General features: G+C 39.2%; 23 protein-coding genes. 4 read left to right on the forward strand and 19 right to left on the reverse strand.

The features are described from left to right. The first annotated feature begins 310 nt into the window (after window positions 1-310). Window positions 311-874 (forward strand): REP-associated tyrosine transposase, encoded by a 564-nt coding sequence (locus tag FRX45_RS00250; protein ID WP_193311529.1) that lies wholly within the window; start codon window positions 311-313, stop codon window positions 872-874. Between the two features lie 193 nt (window positions 875-1,067). On the opposite strand, the gene FRX45_RS00255 is transcribed toward FRX45_RS00250, so the two are convergent. The 5 genes from FRX45_RS00255 to FRX45_RS00275 all read right to left on the reverse strand — a co-directional run bounded on the left by FRX45_RS00255 (window position 1,068) and on the right by FRX45_RS00275 (window position 6,310). Continuing rightward, on the reverse strand, window positions 1,068-1,943 hold the full coding sequence (locus FRX45_RS00255; RefSeq protein ID WP_152266385.1) for a hypothetical protein: 876 nt from the start codon (window positions 1,941-1,943) through the stop codon (window positions 1,068-1,070). Between the two features lie 213 nt (window positions 1,944-2,156). Then, window positions 2,157-2,762: a hypothetical protein gene (locus FRX45_RS00260; protein WP_152266386.1), complete on the reverse strand. Its 606-nt coding sequence runs from the start codon at window positions 2,760-2,762 to the stop codon at window positions 2,157-2,159. A gap of 342 nt (window positions 2,763-3,104) precedes the next feature. Further along, window positions 3,105-3,986, reverse strand: a complete 882-nt coding sequence (locus tag FRX45_RS00265; RefSeq protein ID WP_152266387.1) for a hypothetical protein — start codon at window positions 3,984-3,986, stop codon at window positions 3,105-3,107. 219 nt (window positions 3,987-4,205) lie between these two features. Continuing rightward, the gene (locus FRX45_RS00270) at window positions 4,206-4,736 is read right to left on the reverse strand and encodes a DUF3592 domain-containing protein (RefSeq protein WP_152266388.1); all 531 of its coding nucleotides are present in this window, start codon (window positions 4,734-4,736) and stop codon (window positions 4,206-4,208) included. A gap of 422 nt (window positions 4,737-5,158) precedes the next feature. After that, the gene (locus FRX45_RS00275) at window positions 5,159-6,310 is read right to left on the reverse strand and encodes an FAD-dependent oxidoreductase (RefSeq protein WP_152266937.1); all 1,152 of its coding nucleotides are present in this window, start codon (window positions 6,308-6,310) and stop codon (window positions 5,159-5,161) included. A 366-nt stretch (window positions 6,311-6,676) separates the two neighbouring features. Between FRX45_RS00275 and FRX45_RS00280 the strand changes: the two genes are divergently transcribed. Then, complete coding sequence (locus FRX45_RS00280) at window positions 6,677-6,952, forward strand: hypothetical protein (RefSeq protein ID WP_152266389.1); 276 nt, start codon at window positions 6,677-6,679, stop codon at window positions 6,950-6,952. Between the two features lie 102 nt (window positions 6,953-7,054). On the opposite strand, the gene FRX45_RS00285 is transcribed toward FRX45_RS00280, so the two are convergent. The 12 genes from FRX45_RS00285 to FRX45_RS00340 all read right to left on the reverse strand — a co-directional run bounded on the left by FRX45_RS00285 (window position 7,055) and on the right by FRX45_RS00340 (window position 15,196). After that, complete coding sequence (locus FRX45_RS00285) at window positions 7,055-7,282, reverse strand: hypothetical protein (RefSeq protein WP_152266390.1); 228 nt, start codon at window positions 7,280-7,282, stop codon at window positions 7,055-7,057. A gap of 116 nt (window positions 7,283-7,398) precedes the next feature. Next, window positions 7,399-8,046 (reverse strand): TMEM175 family protein, encoded by a 648-nt coding sequence (locus FRX45_RS00290; protein ID WP_152266391.1) that lies wholly within the window; start codon window positions 8,044-8,046, stop codon window positions 7,399-7,401. Between the two features lie 466 nt (window positions 8,047-8,512). After that, window positions 8,513-9,232, reverse strand: a complete 720-nt coding sequence (locus FRX45_RS00295; RefSeq protein WP_152266392.1) for a VIT1/CCC1 transporter family protein — start codon at window positions 9,230-9,232, stop codon at window positions 8,513-8,515. A gap of 461 nt (window positions 9,233-9,693) precedes the next feature. After that, a complete protein-coding gene (locus FRX45_RS00300; RefSeq protein ID WP_152266393.1) occupies window positions 9,694-10,242 on the reverse strand; it encodes a dihydrofolate reductase family protein in 549 nt (182 codons plus the stop codon). A gap of 12 nt (window positions 10,243-10,254) precedes the next feature. Next, window positions 10,255-11,067, reverse strand: coding sequence for an alpha/beta fold hydrolase (locus tag FRX45_RS00305; RefSeq protein ID WP_226804782.1), 813 nt, complete (start codon window positions 11,065-11,067; stop codon window positions 10,255-10,257). Window positions 11,068-11,305: 238 nt separating this feature from the next. Beyond that, window positions 11,306-11,746, reverse strand: coding sequence for a VOC family protein (locus FRX45_RS00310; RefSeq protein ID WP_152266395.1), 441 nt, complete (start codon window positions 11,744-11,746; stop codon window positions 11,306-11,308). A gap of 34 nt (window positions 11,747-11,780) precedes the next feature. Next, window positions 11,781-12,047 (reverse strand): hypothetical protein, encoded by a 267-nt coding sequence (locus FRX45_RS00315; RefSeq protein WP_152266396.1) that lies wholly within the window; start codon window positions 12,045-12,047, stop codon window positions 11,781-11,783. An 11-nt stretch (window positions 12,048-12,058) separates the two neighbouring features. Further along, a complete protein-coding gene (locus FRX45_RS00320; RefSeq protein WP_152266397.1) occupies window positions 12,059-12,694 on the reverse strand; it encodes an SRPBCC family protein in 636 nt (211 codons plus the stop codon). Continuing rightward, complete coding sequence (locus FRX45_RS00325) at window positions 12,691-13,032, reverse strand: ArsR/SmtB family transcription factor (RefSeq protein WP_152266398.1); 342 nt, start codon at window positions 13,030-13,032, stop codon at window positions 12,691-12,693. Before FRX45_RS00325 ends, FRX45_RS00320 begins: the two co-directional genes overlap by 4 nt. A gap of 495 nt (window positions 13,033-13,527) precedes the next feature. Next, complete coding sequence (locus FRX45_RS00330; RefSeq protein ID WP_152266399.1) at window positions 13,528-14,136, reverse strand: dihydrofolate reductase family protein; 609 nt, start codon at window positions 14,134-14,136, stop codon at window positions 13,528-13,530. A gap of 299 nt (window positions 14,137-14,435) precedes the next feature. After that, window positions 14,436-14,774, reverse strand: a complete 339-nt coding sequence (locus tag FRX45_RS00335; protein WP_193311530.1) for a DUF1801 domain-containing protein — start codon at window positions 14,772-14,774, stop codon at window positions 14,436-14,438. Window positions 14,775-14,866: 92 nt separating this feature from the next. After that, complete coding sequence (locus FRX45_RS00340; protein ID WP_152266401.1) at window positions 14,867-15,196, reverse strand: dihydrofolate reductase family protein; 330 nt, start codon at window positions 15,194-15,196, stop codon at window positions 14,867-14,869. A 333-nt stretch (window positions 15,197-15,529) separates the two neighbouring features. On the opposite strand from FRX45_RS00340, the gene FRX45_RS00345 reads away from it, so the two are divergent. Next, the gene (locus FRX45_RS00345) at window positions 15,530-16,069 is read left to right on the forward strand and encodes a cupin domain-containing protein (RefSeq protein ID WP_193311531.1); all 540 of its coding nucleotides are present in this window, start codon (window positions 15,530-15,532) and stop codon (window positions 16,067-16,069) included. A 34-nt stretch (window positions 16,070-16,103) separates the two neighbouring features. Here the strand turns inward: FRX45_RS00345 and FRX45_RS00350 are convergent, their stop codons facing one another. After that, window positions 16,104-16,775 (reverse strand): class I SAM-dependent methyltransferase, encoded by a 672-nt coding sequence (locus tag FRX45_RS00350; RefSeq protein ID WP_152266938.1) that lies wholly within the window; start codon window positions 16,773-16,775, stop codon window positions 16,104-16,106. Here FRX45_RS00350 and FRX45_RS23095 point away from each other — a divergent pair. Next, a complete protein-coding gene (locus FRX45_RS23095) occupies window positions 16,675-17,031 on the forward strand; it encodes a hypothetical protein (protein ID WP_193311566.1) in 357 nt (118 codons plus the stop codon). The two genes, FRX45_RS00350 and FRX45_RS23095, sit on opposite strands and share 101 nt — an antisense overlap. Before the next feature lie 250 nt (window positions 17,032-17,281). Here the strand turns inward: FRX45_RS23095 and FRX45_RS00355 are convergent, their stop codons facing one another. Beyond that, window positions 17,282-18,055 (reverse strand): cupin domain-containing protein, encoded by a 774-nt coding sequence (locus FRX45_RS00355; RefSeq protein WP_152266403.1) that lies wholly within the window; start codon window positions 18,053-18,055, stop codon window positions 17,282-17,284. Window positions 18,056-18,437: the final 382 nt, after the last annotated feature.

Genomic DNA, 18,437 nt, shown 5'->3' on the forward strand with positions numbered 1-18,437 from the left:
TGAGAGCCGGGTAACTTGTGAGTGAGCCCGGCGCGAATCTCTTCTTCCCGACGGGGTCTTCACAGCCCGGCAATTGTGCACAGAGTGAGACCCCGGCGAATAAAAAGAAAATTATTTTTAGCGATCATTTGTAGATATTCCCAGCGCCAGGGTCTCATGGCTTCCCACTATGGCTTTTGATGAAGACCCCGGCGCGAATCTCTTCTTCCCGATGGGGTCTTCACAGCCCGGCAATTGTGCGGAGATTGAGACCCCGGCGAATAAGAGAAATTATTTAACTTTAGTGATCATTTATAGAAAAACACTACCGATGGCTATTCGCTATAAACACTCCGATGTATACAGTACTTACTTCTGCACATTTACATGCTATAACTGGTTGCATTTATTTGAAATTACCAACTCCTATGATTTGGTGTATAATTGGTTCTCCATATTAAAAAACGAATGTAATAGCGAAATAATAGCCTACGTAATTATGCCCAACCATATGCACTGTATACTACATTTTAAAGAAACGGGCTTTAATCTCAATAAAATAATATCCAATGGGAAGCGGTTTATGGCATATGAAATTATTAGAAGACTGGAAGAAAAGGAGGAAAACATCATACTAAAGCTACTATCTGAATCGGTTACCGAAAGGGAAAAGAAGAAGGGACAGTTGCATAAAGTATTCAAAGATAGTTTTGACGCTAAAGTTATTTTTTCGGATAAATTTTTACATCAAAAAATAGACTATATCCATTACAACCCCGTAAGCGGGAAGTGGCGTTTAGTGCGTAATTATACAGATTACGAACACAGCAGCGCCGCATTCTATGAATTAGACAAACATAAACACTTTAAGCCATTGCATTATACGGATGTATGAGAAGTATTATAACAGTTCAGCGCCAGGGTCTCATGGCTTTCCCACAATGGCTTTTGATGAAGACCCCGGCGCGGCTTTAAAAAGAGATTTTTTTGCGAGGTAAGAGCCAGGGAACTGTGTTGAGACCCCGGAGTGAAGTCAATTTAAATGGGACTTCATCTGAGGCACTTCGTGCCCGACGAAGTCTTATTTGTTAGCAGTAGCTTTTCTCATCTAATATTTGATCTATTATTTCATACGGGAAATACTGGATTAAAAAACTTTTGTAATGCCCCTTTTCATCTACTTCAATCTCTGAAAACATTGCGACTTTATTGTGTGGAGTTCTTAAATGTTGAGTCTTCATTAAAACGTGTTTAGCTGAATCGATTATTTCTGGAGTAATTAAGGCTTTAAATTTCTCAGAAATATCAACTATGCAGTTAGTAGCTTCATTGAAATGCGGAAAAAAATCAATTTTTTCTGACAAATTTTGGATATCAGTTTTAATTGGTCCCCAAGAGTCATACTCTTTTAATAGTTCGGTCTTAGTAAAGTATAAAAGGATTTGAATCTGTGGAGTGTCAGAGCCTATGTCACGTAATGTGTGGTCAAAGTTTATTGGTATGCCGCAATGCTGCGCATAATTTCGTAGTTTATAAAAGAATCTATAAGAAAAACTATTATCATAAATATTCGATTGTGCTGATTTGTATTCGGTAACTTCCTTTGAGACATGTCCAAAATTCCTCTTCAAAATCGTTTCCGAATGGTCAAGAAAGGTTTTAAACGAACTTAAGTAGTTTAGTAGGAATCTATTAGCTTCTAGCCGATACCTCGACATATCTTCAAAAGATACACCATTCCACTTTATTGCTTTTTGTTCTACTTCTGTAAGAGTTTGAGTTATAAAGTCATGAATATCTCTTTCATTCATTAAAACAAGTTCGAGTAATTGCAGGCTTTGAGAATAGTGTGAAATGTCTATTATGCATTTCTGTAGCTTGTTATATTCATCTGTGGAAATGATGTCCAGGAGTTGAAATTGAGTTCGCTCCTTTTCTTCCAATATGCCTAAACGGATTTCCATAAAGTTACTGCTAATGGACACGGCCTTGGCGATGTGGCGGTATTTGAAAATCGTCAGCCCGTAACTGCTGCTAAATTTATAATAAAAAGTTCATCGTTTATTCTATCGCTCAATAGAGTTTTTTCAGCCGGGAATACTGCCCAATAATATTACAAATGCTCATCATTATTCCTTCAGCCCCACCTTGCTGCAAACCGATGTTGTGCGTTCGTGCTATCCTTCTGATGGCTGATACACTTTGTTAGTTTTAGTGTCCTTTACAAGAAGGTGTTTCGTTTTCAACATATAACAGAAGAATATTTCTGATTGAAGAGCTCTTTCTTCGACAACAGAACGATATTGCTCTCTTGCAGTCATTGCAAAAATCTGTGAAAATAACATTGAACCAATGAGAACTGACCAAGTCCAGTCAAGGAAAAAGAATGAGGAAATAAAGAATATTGTTCCAAGTCCTGATATTGGTTTCTTAAGAGCGTTGTAAGGGGATGAAGAAAAGAACCCAATAGATGCAAATAAAATCCCCCAAAGTAAAATCCATTTTTTTAGCATAATTGCAAGCACAATGTCAATGATTATAATAATTATTGGTAGTGAAATCCAAAACATGTGTATTACATTGTCCGCTGTTGTTCCAATCACTTGTAAAAAGTCGCCGCTATAGTCACTACCCAACACGATGTCCTTATTACGATGAGCAGTCTTTAACTCGTCTAATGTTTTATAAGGAAAGTCAGGAAGTTGACTGAGTTTGTGGGTGTCGCTTTGCTCGCTAATTTGCTTTTCCACTCTCGCAAACCTCTCTAAGTCCTTTTTATTCATGTCAAATAGTAGTTGGTTTTATGTCTTGAAAGTTTGTTAACGCATGACGCACAACACTTTGCTTTGCGCAACAAAAGTCATTTTTAAATATTTATAAACGCTTAAAACGGTTATCAAACCTATTCATTTATTTCTGAAAATTATAAAAAATGTCTGGCCTGTAATGGCAAACCTTCCGGCAACTATATAAAAGAGCGAGAATATGTCGAATCATTCAGCGCCAGGGTCTCATGGCCGCACACAATATCTTTTCATGAAGACCCCGCCGCGACTCAAGAAAAAAGAACCAAAAGTTGAAAAACGTTTTCCGTCCGGCATTTATGCCAATTCGGATATGCACAGTTACTTTGCTTTTTCTTTGGTTATTTCAATTTGCCATTCTTCTCCATTTTGATCAACGCAAGTATCATCATATGAATTGTCAATTGAGACCAAACACTCATTAAAATAGAGCGAACCACCATTTTTAAAATATACTTTTTTAATCTTAGCAAATCTTGTCTCGGAGGTTTGCGTTGACCCATACGAATAAGCACCAATACCAGTCTCAGTATCATAATCTTCATATGTAGAAAAGTCGTTTGAAATTAGAAGGTCGGCAGGCAATTTGTAAGTTTTATCTCCGCCAATTCTACTAATTTCAATAATGTATTTAGCTTCATAGGTATCTTTTTCAAAATAATTCCCAATTTCTTTAATGCCAAATTCGTGGCAGAAGGAATTCTTCCAGAGAATAAAATAGATGTATCCAACTATTCCTGCTATTATAGCAAACCGTTCAAATGTTTCAGTAAAACCTTTATGTGTTGATTTTTCTTTCCATGCATTGCGAGCAATCACATAAATACAAAATAATCCAGTAACTGTAATTAGGGAAAGTGATATTAGAACTCCAGTTCTTCCAAATATGAAGAATGTTCTATAGCCAAAAAAAATCAGAATACTCAATTTCAAAAATTTTCCTAATAGGGCTTGTGGCTGGTCAAATTGCCTTTTCAAAATAATTTTTTCATTTATGTCACCGCCAACTTTTACTGTATAAAATAGTGAATAATAAACCCAAAGGATAAGAATAAAATAAATAAAAGGTGTATAAAAATCTTGAGTTCTTCGAATATGTCGATTAATTAAATAATTACAAGCAATTGTCAACACAATTACAGTGACGATTACGTATGTCTGGGTGCGTGATTTTTCGATTAACCAGAGTTTTAGTTGTTGCATAATAATTGTGCCTAACGGTTTACGGTTTGCAGCAGGTGGAAAAATAGGGTTCCACCTACTCGCCCGTAGCCAAATATAGAATTAAAAGTTCATCGCCAATTTTGTTGTTGAACAGAGTTTTGTCAGCCGAAAATCATGTTCAATAATGTTATAAAAGACTATTTTTATTCCCATCTCACTTACTGTAAACCGATCTAAGCGGCCTCGCTAAATAACGGTTTACGAGTTTTGCATTTTTATTGCCGATGAATATTCTGTTATGGCATTTTTTAATAGCAAAATGCCGATGGATGAGAACGCAATAAATAGAACAGCACCAAGACCAATCTTTCGCCAAAGCAATTCACCTATGCTTTCGGAAATAGTATTTTTCACTTTGTTTATTTCTGGATTCTTTTTGAGGTAAATAACTTTAATTGGATATGGCCTTTTTAAATCATTCAACTCATTCGGTAGTCTGCCTTGACCTTCACCATGTGAAGTAAGTTCTTTGCCGCTGGATACTCTAAAAGTATAGCTATAATAGTGACTAAAATGCGCTCTTCCATCGTCTCCATCCTCAACAATTTCTTCCGCATCAGCAATAAATCCATTTGTTGTTACACCTTTTGTTATAAGCAAATATTCATGGTATGGATTTCCTGCTGCTGAATAAACAAAATAAAATGCTGCTGTGATGGCAGATAAACCAATAACCAGATTTCGTATTAGCCTAAGTTTTATTTTTTGTTTTGATTGATATGGCTCCATCTTTTTGTTAAAATCTCTTTTTGAATTTTAGGGGTGCCCTCAAAATGTACCCAATGATTGCTAAAACAGGAAGGATTTTAAGAATGATTTTTTTTGGTTCAATTCGTATCCGTTAACCTCATATGCATGGAATTGGATGGGTTGAATATTGGGTATTATATAGGGTGCAGACTGGAAACGGTTATCAAACCTATTCATTTATTTTCAAAAATTAAAAATATTCTTGCCTGTAATGGCAAGCTTCCGGTAACTATCTGAAGGAGCAAGACCATGCGAAATCGTTCAGCGCCAGGGTCTCACGGCCGCGCACAATGGCTTTTTATGAAGACCCCGGCGCGAACTCAAACGTTGATTTACTTCCGTCCATTAGCATTCCGGACTGCTTTTGACAACGCCTTTTTAGGCGCCGTTTTTCTGCGCGCTCAGCGTTCTGATGCATTAATAAGTTGTTGAAACGAAAAGTCGGGATTAAGCATTTTTATCTCATTCTTACTTGATTCCGATTGTGCTTCTTTTGCAAGAACAAACATGCTTTGTTCATAGTCGTCAATAGCACTTTGGATGGTTTTAAATTTTCCGCTCGTGAGGTTGCCTGACAAAATTAAAGCGTCCATTAGTCCAATGTTTACACCTTGTCCCGCAAAGGGTGGCATTAAGTGAGCAGTGTCGCCAATCAGCGTTATTGGCAATGGACGATTGTTCTTCCAGGGTTTGTTTAAAGGAAATTTTCTTATTGGCAAACCAACAAAAAAAGTTGTTGCGCGAATTAGCTTTTTGTAATGCTCACTCCAATTGGAAAACCTGTTTAAAAGAAAGGCGATAACGCTATCGGTATTTTGAAAATCTAATCCTTTTCCGTTACTCCAATCTCCTGGTTTTTTGAAAATAATGCCGTAAGATAACGCACCGTTGTTAAATGGGTTTGCAACAAATAAATTTCCCTGATGGGCGGTCATTAGCCTGCTGGCGTTGCACAACTGAAAAAATTCAGGGCAGTTTGTTTCAGGCTGATGGATCTCGCCCTGAATAATAAAAGTCCCCGTTTCTTCCACCTTGCTGTCCGAAACAAAGTTCCTTGCTTTGGACATTCCGCCATTGGCTATGATAACAAAGTCTGCGTTGGCACCTGGTGTGCTTTCAAAACCCAGAACCCATTTTCCGTTTTGCTCTTCAAGTTCTGTAAGTTTTCTGTTCCAAACAACTGTGCCGCTCATCAAGCTGCCAAGCAACATTTTTCTTAAAGCGTTTCTGTTTATTTCGGGATTGTCAAACCGATTTTCGGGTGTCGGCTTTCTCGTTGATAAAATATTGCCCTTCTCATCAGCAAAATTTGTTCCCATAGGCAATGCCAGGTCATAATAAGTTTGTAGCAGCCCTGCCTTTTTCATTGCTTCTTGTCCTGAATTTTTGTGAAGGTCAAGCGTTCCGCCCCAAATTCTTGCCTGTGGATCTTTGTCCCTTTCATAAACACTTACATCTGCGTCGTTTAGCTGTAACAATTTTGCCATTGTCAGCCCAACGGGCCCTGCACCAATAATGGCTACTTTTTTGTTGTTTAGCAACTGAATGTTCATATTTCGTCTGTCTGTTGATCTTTGTACCGTAGTTCGTAAAACGGCACATAACGGCAAAGCAGTGGCGATGGAATGGCTTTTTAAATTGTATGTCTGAACTGCCGATGATTGAAAAACGGATATGAATATACGCACAAAAGCCAAATTATTAATATCCGGACGGAACCTATAGCAGATAGCGAACTATAGCCAATGATTTGCACGCCGCCCCCGCGCTGTTGCAATAGCAAACACTCCATCACTTAAAAATTCAATGCGTTGAATATTTGTCCTGAAATTTGGTTATATCGTCTCATGCATTTAAGACTGTTTTGATAAGTAGCATATAACATTTAGGGCTTGCAGCAGGTGAGGAAATAGAATTCCTTGCCTGAACCATTGCCAAATTTACTATCTGAATCGGTTACCGAAAGGGAAAAGAAGAAGGGACAGTTGCATAAAGTATTCAAAGATAGTTTTGACGCTAAAGTTATTTTTTCGGATAAATTTTTACATCAAAAAATAGACTACATCCATTACAACCCCGTAAGCGGGAAGTGGCGATTGGTTCGTAATTATACAGATTATGAACACAGCAGCGCCGCATTTTATGAATTAGACAAACATAAACATTTTAAGCCATTGCATTGTACGGATGTATGAGAAGTATTATAACAGTTCAGCGCCAGGGTCTGCCCGCAATGGCTTTTGATGAACACCCCGGCGCGAACTCAACCGCTGTTAGCAACTGTTCCTTATGGCTGCTTAATAACAATTTTCCTGAAGTGGTAAAATCTTTCCCATACTCAAATTGATTTCATCGTCAAAATCACCAATGTTTTTTTTCTCAATCACGCTCCAAAATTCTTTCATCTGCTTTTCATTTTCAGTAAACTCAATTTTGTAATCTCGTTTCTTTGAAAATTTAAATTGTATAACCAATATATCCCCCACGGGATATTTGTTTGATGCTTTCTGTTGAATATCCTCCAATAAAGAGGCTTATTATGATCAACATTCTCATGTTTGTCTGTTTCATGGCATTGTTGCCAACGGTTTGCTGCCGCTGCTTTTCCGTCCAGCCCTACTATTATACGCTGCTTTAAACGCTATCCATTTTTAAGTTCAACTCTTGATTGCGATCGTGAAAATAATGCCAAAGCGAAGAAAAGCTGAACCATTGTTAGAAAGGTGATACTTAGATAAGTGTTAATAAAACAGAGTAAAGCGCCCAGTGCATATAAAGATTGGGCAACAATTCCTCTTAGCATCATTGCCTTCTTTATTTCTGCTTTTTCGATAATGTCAGTTTTAAAAAAATCGTGTTTGTCAGCATACCTGAACATTCGGCGCAGCATTGTGCCAAGCAGAAAAAGATTAAGCCAATATACGGCAATTGCAAACTTGAAGGTAATATACTCACTTAAAAAAGCAGTGATAAACGGAGTTGTGGTAACAAAAAGCAAAAAAGAAAGATTAAGCCAGTTAAAGTTCCTATCACTTTTTTCAATGAAATGAAATTGTGTGGAGTGTGCCGTCCAAAAAATACCAAGCGTCATAAAACTTAAGAAATAGGTCAATAGTTTTGGCGTAAGTTTAAAAAATGCAATGATCAGGTCTTTCTCGGAAGATATATTGTCACGGATTGGCACTCTGATATCAAGGACAAGTAATGTTATTGCAATAGCAAACACTCCATCACTTAAAAATTCAATGCGTTGAATATTTTGTCCTGAAATTTGGTTATATCGTCTCATGCATTTAAGACTGTTTTGATAAGTAGCATATAACATTTAGGGCTTGCAGCAGGTGAGGAAATAGATTTCCTTCTGCCCGAACCATTGCCAAATTTATAAATAAAAAGCTCTTTGTTTATTCTACTGCCCGGCGTTATTCGCAAGCTGGAACAGAAGCGGATCAGCAAACTAAAAGATAATGCTGCGTGCCGAGGGCCGCTATTGTATAACCCCATAATGTGCGTAGTAAACCTGTCTTAACAAAGTTCAAAAATATTCGTACCGGATATTAATCTTCTATGAACTTTATTATTAATCGTGTTCTTCATTAACGCTGTCTTGTGCTGGTGAGACTGGATTGCAATTCATTTCTGTGTGTGCTATTTGCCCATCTCAATATCCTGTTCCAGCTACTAAGCCGAAACGAATAAGGGAACCGAATAAAACAACAATACCCGTCATTTTGTTTTCCAGGAATGTTATTATCTTAAACTTTAACTCCAAACAGATAACCTGCTACAGCAGATAGTCCCATAGCAATGGTGCCCCAAATTGTAATTCTTATAATTGCCTTTCTAATACCTGAACCACCCGTTTTTGCTGAAATGGTTCCTAAAATCATTAGAAACAACATGGTAAAACCATAAAGCCAATATTCCATACGATCTACAGGTGCTAAAAACGTAACTGCAACCGGCAGAAGTCCGCCAACAGTAAAAGCGGCTCCGGAAGCGAATGCAGCTTGCAGGGGATTTGCTTTGCTTATTTCATTGATACCTAGCTCATCTCTTACATGGGTACCTAAAGCATCCGCTTCCGTCAACTCTTTTGCAACTTGTAAAGCAGTCTCTTTTTTCAAACCTCTTTTTTCATAGATCTGGGTCAGAATTTGAAGTTCTTCATCTGGCATTTCTTCAAGTTCTTTCGCTTCTCTGTTAATGTCAGCTTTTTCTATATCCATCTGGGAGCTTACAGAAACATACTCTCCTGCCGCCATTGATAAGGCTCCTGCAACCAGTCCAGCAACTGCCGCTAACACAATAGGCGCTCTTGCAGAACTTGCAGCGGCAACACCAATGGCAAGACTTGAAATTGAAATAATGCCGTCATTTGCTCCCAGTACAGCTGCCCTTAACCAATTACTTCTATGTATATAATGGCTGTCTAAATAGTTGTCTATTGTTAACTCATTCGTTCTTTTGTTCATTTTCCTTAAAATTACGCACAGCGGATATGGCTTCGCGATGTGGAGGTGTTTGAAAATCGTGCGCCCTTCACTGTCACTAAATGTATGACTAAAAGTTCATTGTTTATTCTATTATTTGGTGTTATTCGTCTTCCGGAGGTGCGGCCGGTTAGCGGACAAAAGTTGAGACTATATTCGGTGACCCGGCATATTGCCGATGCAAGGTTAGCTGAGGTACCTGGTTGTCTGCTCTCACGGCTCGTAGATTCTGACTAATCTCCATTTTCGATCTCTTCTGTCAAATCCCCAAAACCTTTACTTACACTCCAGCAAAACCTCTTTGCATAGTTACTCTTTTAGCATTTTCACTTGCTTCAAAAAATCTTTACGGCTTTGAATATCTTGTTGCTGATTTTTAGCCGATACGATGCCAGCGATTCGTACTATTCTGCATGAAGATGTGCCGGTCAATATTTCAGACATTATTTGGTCGGTACATAGTAAAGCGTTACTGCCCCGCTAATAAAGGTTTTAGTCTTTGTGAGTTTAAAAATAGTCCGGCCATTTACATTTTCAAACAACGGCAATCCGTTTCCGGCAACAACAGGATGAACACAAAGTTGAAATTCGTCAATTAAATTCAGTTTCAACAGTTGTGTAATTAAACTACGACTACCAACCAAAATGTCTTTGCCCGATTGCTGCTTCAATGCGCTAACCAATTCTTCAACAGGTTCAGTTGCAAGTTTCGCACTGTCCCAGTCTGTGTTTTTGAGTTTGTGTGAGAAAACAATTTTTTGAATTTTGTCTATTGCTACAGCGAAGTCGTCTGCTGTTTTTTCGCCTGAAGGATTTTTTATCAGTGTCTGCCAGTATTGCATGAGCTCATAAGTTATCCTTCCATAAAGTATAATGTCTGCACTGTCTAAAAGGTCAGTGTAATGCTGATGAATTTCTTCGTCCGGCAGCCCCGCCGTGTGGTCACAAACTCCGTCAATTGTCATATTTATTGCCGCAATTACTTTTCTCATATGCTGTTACCATTATTTTAAAAAACTATTCAAATAGCCTAATATCGTTTGGGTCTGCATCATCAGGCTAACATGTCCCTGCCCGGGAACAATAGCCAACTGTGATTTTGGAATGACACCAAAATCACCGGTTACAGCGCCTCCCAGTAATTGATACGTTTTGATCAACTCAATTTTATCCATCCCGTCGTTGTCACCCGAAATCAGTAATACGGGAGCAGCAATCTTTGCAATGTTGGAGTCTCCCAAATCGTATGGCGTTGTAGCGGAGCCAATCATTTGTTCCAGGAATTCCGTCCATTTTGTTTTATCGGGTGCTACCGCATCATAGGCCGCTTTCAAGGGTGTGTTATCAAAAAGTTCAGGCTTCAGGTTTTTAAATGCTTTCGTTACTTCGGGCATCCAGCCACTGCTTTTATAAGCAGCGGAAATAATTACCAATTTTCTCAACCGTTTAGGGCTTTGAATAGCAAATTGGTAGGCTACAGAGCCACCAAAGCTATATCCTACAAGGTCCGCGCTGTCAACTTTCAGATGATCCATTATACTTTCAACATCACTTGCCAAAGTAGCGCGGGATAATTTTCTGTCCGAAAACGGTGTATGTCCATGGCCCTGCATTTCAATGGCAATTACCTTTCTTGTTTTTGACAATTCAGGGATTAATTGGCCCCAGTTCATATCAATGGTGTAATACGCACCGTGCAGCAGAACTACAGGCATACCTTCGCCATAAACTTCATAGTAAACTTTAATGCCATTAACAGGTGCATAGCCACTGCCGGAAGGTTTGTTTTGCTGTGCGATGGATTGGTGTGTGGACATAACGATTCCAATTAGCAGTATTGATTGAATAAAATTATGTGCTTTTAATAAAATGCTCATAACTGTCTCAAATTTAGCCACGAGTTGATTGGCAATGCAAAGATGGAACGTGTATTAGGCTTCGGAGAGGTGTAAATACGACAAATTCAGGGGGTAACGCGACAAATATGTACAATTGCATCAGAAGATGACTTCTCACCTTAGCATGACCGCTAACGAATCGGTAGTTGTTCTTCGCTTACACTTTTCCGCTATATTTTGGGTCAAATTCCACAATCCATTCAATACCGTATTTGTCTCTAAAACAACCAAAATATGAACCCCAGGGACTATCACCAAGAGGCCCTTCTATTTGTCCCCCCTCTGAAAGCCCGTTAAATAATTTGTCTGCCTCTTCTTTACTTTCTGCACTTACTACAATTTTACTTCTGTTCTCATTTTCGTTTGTTTTTCCCATAATTTCCGGAACATCATTTGCCATCAACATATTACTTCTACCGATAGGCAAAGCAATATGCATAATTTTATTTTCTTCTTTTTCCGCTACCGGGAATTCAGGACTTGCAAGGTCTTTGAAACGAATAATCTTTGCAAACTCTCCGCCAAATACTGATTTGTAAAAGGTAAATGCTTCTTCGGCATTTCCGTTGAAGTTAATGTGAGGATTGATAAGTGCCATAATTTTTATTTTTTTTGGTTATTTACTTTTATACTTAATCTCCACGATAGTTATCGGGACGGTTTTCAGCTTCCCCGTTATTTTGCTGTTCATCTAATAATATTTCGCAGTTAAATCCATACTCCTTTACGAGTATCATTATCCTTAACGATTTTACATTGTCTCCTTCAACTCTAAGTACCTTATCACAATCTGACAAGTCAAAATTTATTTTAAACGATGGGAATGCTTCAGACAAAATGCAAAGCAGCATTTTGCTTTGTGCCTTTTTCTGAACATTTGTTTTAAAAACTTCAACCATTTCGTATGTTTCTACTGTTGTCGTTGCGATAAACCCGCCAACAGATTTTCCAAATTGTTCATTGATGCTTTGAATCCTTCTGTGAAGCCCATTTCAATCATCTTCTCCATACGGGCAAGCGATTCATTATAAATAGTAATATGCACTGTTGTCTTTCCCCGTCCAACCGGCTCGTCCCCGCCTGCCCGCCCGGATGACCCGGTCGGACGGGAATGATGCAGTTGGGCGGGCGGGCGGGCGTTTTGTTCGCTGAAAGTGTAATCCCAATCAGAACCCGGTAATTCAGGGTTTTCATCTTTGTCTGCAAAAGCATTGAATAGTTTGAAGTTGGTTTTTGGGCTAATGGACGTGTATTTCTGAATTGCCCAACGTTCCAGTCCTTCCGGACTTACCATCGCATAAAATCTTCGTCCGCCAACCTTAAAATCCATAAATTTTGTTTTTGATGTCCAGGGTTTAGGTGCCACCCATTGGTCAAGGATTTCTGCTTTGGTAAATGCATCCCATACCAGCGAAAGGCCGGCATCAAATTCCCTGGTTATGAATACTGTTTTCGCTGCTTTGTCAACAGTAAAATCAAATAGCAAATGGTTTTTACTCACTTTTTCACTATTTGTTTTTTGGTGTTCGTGAATCTTCGATTTCATTTTTTTTGTTTTTTAATTGCCTGCCTGTCGGCAGACATGGTTGATAATACTTTATCAAGTTGATTAAATTGCGTTTCCCAAATTTTTCTGAATTGATCTATCCATTTGTCAATTTCCTGCATTTTTTTTGGGTTAAAGTGATAATAGATTTCTCTGCCAGACGGCTCAGGTTTAATCAATTCGCATTCCTGTAATACTTTAATATGTTTTGATACCGCTTGTCGGCTCATATCAAATTTTTCCGCCATTGCATTTGGCGTTAATGCCTGAATAGCAATTAAAGTTAAAATAGCCCTACGGGTTGGGTCAGCTATGGCTTGGAATATGTCTTGTTTCATTTTCAATATTTAATTACGCAACTTTCAGGTTGCAAATATATATGCAACTTTCGAGTTGCGCAAATTTTTATGCAATTATTTTTGCCGGGATAAAATCCCGGGAAGTTTAGTTGTTGCCGAAGGGATGGTTACGATGATGCCTAACGCTTTGCTTTACGCAATAAAGATTATTTCAAGTATCTATAAACGCTCGAAATATTTCTTAGCATTTATAAACGATTTTGCCTCAACGGTACAGTACTCCTATCAGCATATGTGCAACCGTCTGGAGAGCGAAACCCTGTCGAATCCTTAAAAAAAATCATCTGACCTGTAATGCAACTTCCAGGCATGTTCCAAAGGGATATTCACATCCAGGCTACCGCATGCAGGGTGAGGCCCCGGCATGTTGCAGGTTGCAGGGTACAAGTTCCAGGCCTGCCCCTGAAACCTGAATGATTAGCAACAGGGTTTTATGGCAGCCACAACGCCTTTTGGTGAAGACCCCGCCGCGACTTATTGTCTATCCACTGTGTAATTCAGTTCAGTTACCCCGGAAGTAAATTGCCGGGTAGTCAATAATTTTAATTTTATTTTGTCTTTGATACCTGCAAACAATGGAATGCCTTGTCCAAGAATAATTGGATTAACAAATAGCCAGTAGCCGTCAATTAAGTTCAGTTGAATAAGTGAATGTGTTGCTGTCGGGCTACCAAAAAGCAAGATGTCTTCACTCCCACCTAATGGTGGACGGGATTGTTTTATTTCATTTATGCTCTCCGAAAGGTTGTCACTGATAATTTTTGTGTTGGTCAAACCTGCCTGTCCGGCAGGCAGGCCCGCTTCTTTCATTGTTCTTGATAAAACAATTTTGTGCACTTTGCTGTACCACTTGGAATGTTCAATGTCGTGCCTGGTCGCTCCCGGCTTGTCTGCTGCGGTAGGCCAGTAATTTTCCATCATCTGATACGTTACCCGCCCATATAATGCAGTGTCGCCTTCGCTTATCCGCTTACCGACATGAGCAAAAATTTCTTCATCAACTTTAATCCAGTCCATTTCTCCGTTCATTCCTGCTACAAAACCGTCAAGCGATATGTGCATAAATGAAATTATTTTTCTCATATGATTCTATTTTTTATTGTTGTCTATGCCCGCCTGCCTGCCCGACTGAGCCATTCAGGCGGGGCTGACGCCGTCGGGCGGGGTTTGTTACTGTCTTTTTACAATGACCGCTAACCCGAAATATACGCACTATTTAACATGTTCATATAATTTATGCAATTATCTGATAGTAAAGATAAAACACTCAAATGGTGATTTGCCTGTTTTGGTACCTGCCCCACATCAAAAAGGGAGAACGACCCCTTTCTTTATTTTTCCCGCTGCCCTGATCGGTTCTGCATTTTTTTGGCTTTTAAAATCTACGGCTTAAGATGTTTTTTGAAGGTGCTATCCAACCTGATCGCTTCTTTTAAAAGTTTTTTTACTGGATTTTCATCAATTTCCTCGGGGGTTTGGTAGATCCGATAAAAAATTTGCTTGTTTGTTCCATGCGATAAAAATCCATCATCGTCAATTAATTGGTGACCATACCAAAAACCCAGCAAAACTCCCTTTTTGATGCCTCCCCTCGGAACAGTTGACGGCCAAATGATACAGATACCTTTGTTCCCATAAAAAAATGGAACATTATATGATATTTTCTCTTTGCAGTATCCGGGAAGCGTTTCAATAATTATTTGCCGTAACACATCCAGCATTAATTTTTCGTCATCGGGAAGGAGCGTATACAGTTCAACGAGGTTTCTGATTTTCACCGGATTTTGTTTTGGTATCATAATTTCATTTCTCTTTATGAGGTTGAAACTAAACCTGCACGCTGTAAGTGATTGCTATGACTCCTCCCCGAAAAGCCTTGCCTTGGAATCCTTTTTTTTATAACCAGGGCCTTGGGAATCCCGTTCATCGGCGCGGCAAACGGCCCGGTCGCGGTCGGCAAGTAAGGGGACATAGTCTCAAACGACTTCCTGCCCATGATAATTAACCCAGCCTGCCGGATCTGCCCGACACTCCAGTCCAATGACTCTTCATCCCCGGTTTTGAAGACCCAATCCTTCGCGCCGTCGGCGCTGCTTACAAAGTCATCAACCGAAACCGACATCTTCATTATTAATTTTCGCATAGCCAAATGAATTGTTTCACAAATGTACCCAGCTCTTTCTCAAGCCACAGGGGGCTAAAACGACAATACTAAGAGGCGATTGCGACATCACAAACAGCAGGTAATATCCGGTGAATGATCAGCGCGAAGGTCACATGGCATGCGCGCAATGGCTTTTAATGAAGATCCTGCCGCCACCTCATGAACCAAAAGGTGAAGAAGGTTTTCCGCCCGCATTTTTGCCAACTGATGTTGCCGAAGCTGCTAATTATACAATTCAGCGTCTCAAAAATCCAATTCATTCAATCAGGCAGAGCATGTTTTAATAGGGGTAATAGTTTTGCAAAAAAAATTATGGAAAAACGAGTATTTCAAAATTCAAAGTTTAAGGATAGAGTTACTGTTTTAAAATCTCCAAAGGAAACAAATAATGAATATCTACTCCTGGAAATCGAATTGGATCCAAAGGGAGGAAACGGCTTGCACTATCATACTTCTTTTTCAGAAGAATTTATTCCCGTGAACGGAGATTTGGGAGTAAGACTCGGAAAGAACAAAGTTATATTAAAGCCAGGGAACACTTCAACAGTAAAAGCTGGTCAATTACATCATTTTTTTAATCCCGGGAATGAGGCAATTCGTTTTCATGTAAAGATCGTTCCGGGTCATGAAGGATTTTTACAAGGGATTAAAATTGCTTATGGTCTTGCTGAAGAAGGATTAACAAATGCAACAGGAATTCCTAAAAAACTTGATCATTTAGCATTATTACTTAAAGTTTCTGATACAAGAGCCAAAGGTCTGTTAGGATTAATTGTTCCTTTGTTAATGATGAGAGCTAAGAAAGCAGAAAGAAAAGGTGTACTTAAGGAATTAACTGAAAGGTACTGCTGATATGTAATTTGTAATGGTTCAAAATCGACGAAGCTCAACGAACGGTCTCATGGCCACCCGCAAAGGCTTTTGATGAAGACCCCGGCGCAAATTCAACTTTTTGTCTCGCTTTTTTGCACTTAATGAGATAAAACGGAAAGTTCTCATTCACTTCAGCAATTTCAAAAAGCCCTGCTTTCCCAAATTCTTCTTGTATGGTTTCTTTGTCGTAAAAGAACAGCTTTACACCGCCAAACATTTCAAAACGGTCTTTGCTGATATAAGTTCCCTGACCATAAGTTTTGGCTTCTTTTGTTATTGTTGTAAAAAACATATAACCGTTTTCTGCCAGTTGGTTATAACAGTCCTGAATGAGCTTTGCTCTTTCGTCTTTGTCAAGTAAGTGAATCAATGCGTAGCAAAATATTCCGTCATATTGTTCATTGTCAAAAGGCATTTCAGTTACAGAACCGTGATAAATGGTCAAGTCGTTGCCAAAATGTTGTGTAGCTATCCTGATTGCGGTTTCAGAAATTTCAATTCCTGTTACTGTCATTCCACTGTCTCTGAAAATTTTAGCATTACGTCCATAGCCAATTCCCGGGATTAAAACATTTTTCACGCCATTGGAAACAAAAAAATCACTTGTCAATATAGCAGATTTTGCAGGCGATGATCCCCACATTTCCTGCTTGCTCCTGAAGGCCTCTTCCCAAAATTCTGTCATGGTTTCTTGTGTTAAACGCAAATGTAATCTCCGAAGATTTCGAATGGAACCCCATTTGCCTGCGGTCGAAATTACTTCATCTGAATTGATTTTATGCATTGGCATGCGCGCAATGGCTTTTAATGAAGACCCGGCGCAAACTCATGAACCAAAAGGTGAAGAAGGCTTTCCGCCCGCATTTTTGCCAACTGATGTTGCCGAAGCTGCTAATTATACAATTCAGCGTCTCAAAAATCCAAAGGTCTGTCAGGATTAATTGTTCCCTTATTAATGATAGCTAAGAAAAGGTGTACTAAAGGAATTAACTGAAAGGTACTGCTGATCTGTGAATTTGTAATTGTTCAAAATTGACAAAGTTCAATGGGGTGTCATGTCCGCCTACAAAGGTTTTTGATGAAGACCCCGGCGCGACATGAGGACTGTATAAAAAACAATCGTGCCGATCGGGCTTTCTTCGTTGCGGTGCACTATACGTTACCAAAAGTTAGCCCCGTGGGGCTTTATGTTTACTGCCACTGAAATGCAAAGTATTCACATTCTCCTTTACTTACATTTTTTAAAGCGTGTGGAATATTGCTGTTCAGGAAAATAAGATCTCCCGGCTGGGCTTTTTGGAAAGTATCTCCAATCTGCATTTCAATGTTTCCTTTCCTTACAATAATAATTTCTTCCTGCCGGTGGGTATGTGGTGGGTGGCTGACCTGATTTTGTTTAAGCGTGGTGGCATGCATATCAAATTTTTCAAACAAAACCGTAGGTTGATTAAACTGCTGACGCCGGAAACCCCTTTCGTTTTTTTGCACAGCCACTTCATCCCAGTCAACCAGTATGGATGGTATTGCTTTTGTGTTTGTTACAATGGAATCAGTTCCTTTTTTTGTGTATTTCAGCAGGTAATAACTTACTTTCTCCCTGCTCTCATTTACGGCTCCATGCAGATCGCCCGGCATAGCCATAGCTACACCTCCCGGTCCTAATATTTTCGTTTCCCCTGCAATGGTTACTTTCAGTTTTCCTGCTTTTACAATAATGAGTTCTTCGGTATTGGCATGTTTGTGGGGCGGATGTGCCGATTTGCCCGGCTCCAGCATGGTGATGTGCACTTCCATATTGGAAAGATAAGGTGTGTTACCATCCATGATCTGTATCCTGTAACGGCTGGAGTCTTTGAGAACCGGCAATTCATTTATATAATACACCCTTGAAGGGATCGTATCTGTTTGGGCAAATGATGCAGACGTAGTATATAGCATCACAAAGAAACAGGCATATTTCATCATTGTGCGGGATTGAAGTTTGTAGCTCAATGTACTAAAATAATTTGAGCATGTTGCAGGATAGCATATCGCAACCAATGGCTTATCCAGTCCAAAATTCAGAAATCAGAAAAAAGATTTTAAAATGGTATTAATACTTTGCAGGACGGAGTCAGAGACATCGTACAGCAGTACTTTTCATGAAGACCTCAGCGCGACTCTTTTCTTCCCGATGGGGTCTTCACAGCCCGGCAATTGTGTGGAGAGTGAGACCCCGGTGAGTGATTAGCGCCAGGGTCATGGGCGCACACAATGGCTTTTTATGAAGACCCCGCCGCGACTCTATACATATTCAACCTAAAATTCAGAAACCAGAAAAGAGTATTTTTAAGATGCATAAATACTT

Source organism: Agriterribacter humi, from assembly GCF_009192765.1.
GTDB lineage: Bacteria > Bacteroidota > Bacteroidia > Chitinophagales > Chitinophagaceae > Agriterribacter > Agriterribacter humi.

What these genes read in the sequence shown, in the direction of transcription:
- FRX45_RS00250 (WP_193311529.1), top strand. Translation starts at nt 311, where the DNA reads ATGGCTATTCGCTATAAACACTCCGATGTATACAGTACTTACTTCTGC.
- FRX45_RS00255 (WP_152266385.1), bottom strand. Translation starts at nt 1,943, where the DNA reads ATGGAAATCCGTTTAGGCATATTGGAAGAAAAGGAGCGAACTCAATTT.
- FRX45_RS00260 (WP_152266386.1), bottom strand. Translation starts at nt 2,762, where the DNA reads ATGAATAAAAAGGACTTAGAGAGGTTTGCGAGAGTGGAAAAGCAAATT.
- FRX45_RS00265 (WP_152266387.1), bottom strand. Translation starts at nt 3,986, where the DNA reads ATGCAACAACTAAAACTCTGGTTAATCGAAAAATCACGCACCCAGACA.
- FRX45_RS00270 (WP_152266388.1), bottom strand. Translation starts at nt 4,736, where the DNA reads ATGGAGCCATATCAATCAAAACAAAAAATAAAACTTAGGCTAATACGA.
- FRX45_RS00275 (WP_152266937.1), bottom strand. Translation starts at nt 6,310, where the DNA reads ATGAACATTCAGTTGCTAAACAACAAAAAAGTAGCCATTATTGGTGCA.
- FRX45_RS00290 (WP_152266391.1), bottom strand. Translation starts at nt 8,046, where the DNA reads ATGAGACGATATAACCAAATTTCAGGACAAAATATTCAACGCATTGAA.
- FRX45_RS00295 (WP_152266392.1), bottom strand. Translation starts at nt 9,232, where the DNA reads ATGAACAAAAGAACGAATGAGTTAACAATAGACAACTATTTAGACAGC.
- FRX45_RS00300 (WP_152266393.1), bottom strand. Translation starts at nt 10,242, where the DNA reads ATGAGAAAAGTAATTGCGGCAATAAATATGACAATTGACGGAGTTTGT.
- FRX45_RS00305 (WP_226804782.1), bottom strand. Translation starts at nt 11,067, where the DNA reads ATGTCCACACACCAATCCATCGCACAGCAAAACAAACCTTCCGGCAGT.
- FRX45_RS00310 (WP_152266395.1), bottom strand. Translation starts at nt 11,746, where the DNA reads ATGGCACTTATCAATCCTCACATTAACTTCAACGGAAATGCCGAAGAA.
- FRX45_RS00315 (WP_152266396.1), bottom strand. Translation starts at nt 12,047, where the DNA reads ATGGTTGAAGTTTTTAAAACAAATGTTCAGAAAAAGGCACAAAGCAAA.
- FRX45_RS00320 (WP_152266397.1), bottom strand. Translation starts at nt 12,694, where the DNA reads ATGAAATCGAAGATTCACGAACACCAAAAAACAAATAGTGAAAAAGTG.
- FRX45_RS00325 (WP_152266398.1), bottom strand. Translation starts at nt 13,032, where the DNA reads ATGAAACAAGACATATTCCAAGCCATAGCTGACCCAACCCGTAGGGCT.
- FRX45_RS00330 (WP_152266399.1), bottom strand. Translation starts at nt 14,136, where the DNA reads ATGAGAAAAATAATTTCATTTATGCACATATCGCTTGACGGTTTTGTA.
- FRX45_RS00335 (WP_193311530.1), bottom strand. Translation starts at nt 14,774, where the DNA reads ATGCTGGATGTGTTACGGCAAATAATTATTGAAACGCTTCCCGGATAC.
- FRX45_RS00340 (WP_152266401.1), bottom strand. Translation starts at nt 15,196, where the DNA reads ATGCGAAAATTAATAATGAAGATGTCGGTTTCGGTTGATGACTTTGTA.
- FRX45_RS00345 (WP_193311531.1), top strand. Translation starts at nt 15,530, where the DNA reads ATGGAAAAACGAGTATTTCAAAATTCAAAGTTTAAGGATAGAGTTACT.
- FRX45_RS00350 (WP_152266938.1), bottom strand. Translation starts at nt 16,775, where the DNA reads ATGACAGAATTTTGGGAAGAGGCCTTCAGGAGCAAGCAGGAAATGTGG.
- FRX45_RS00355 (WP_152266403.1), bottom strand. Translation starts at nt 18,055, where the DNA reads ATGATGAAATATGCCTGTTTCTTTGTGATGCTATATACTACGTCTGCA.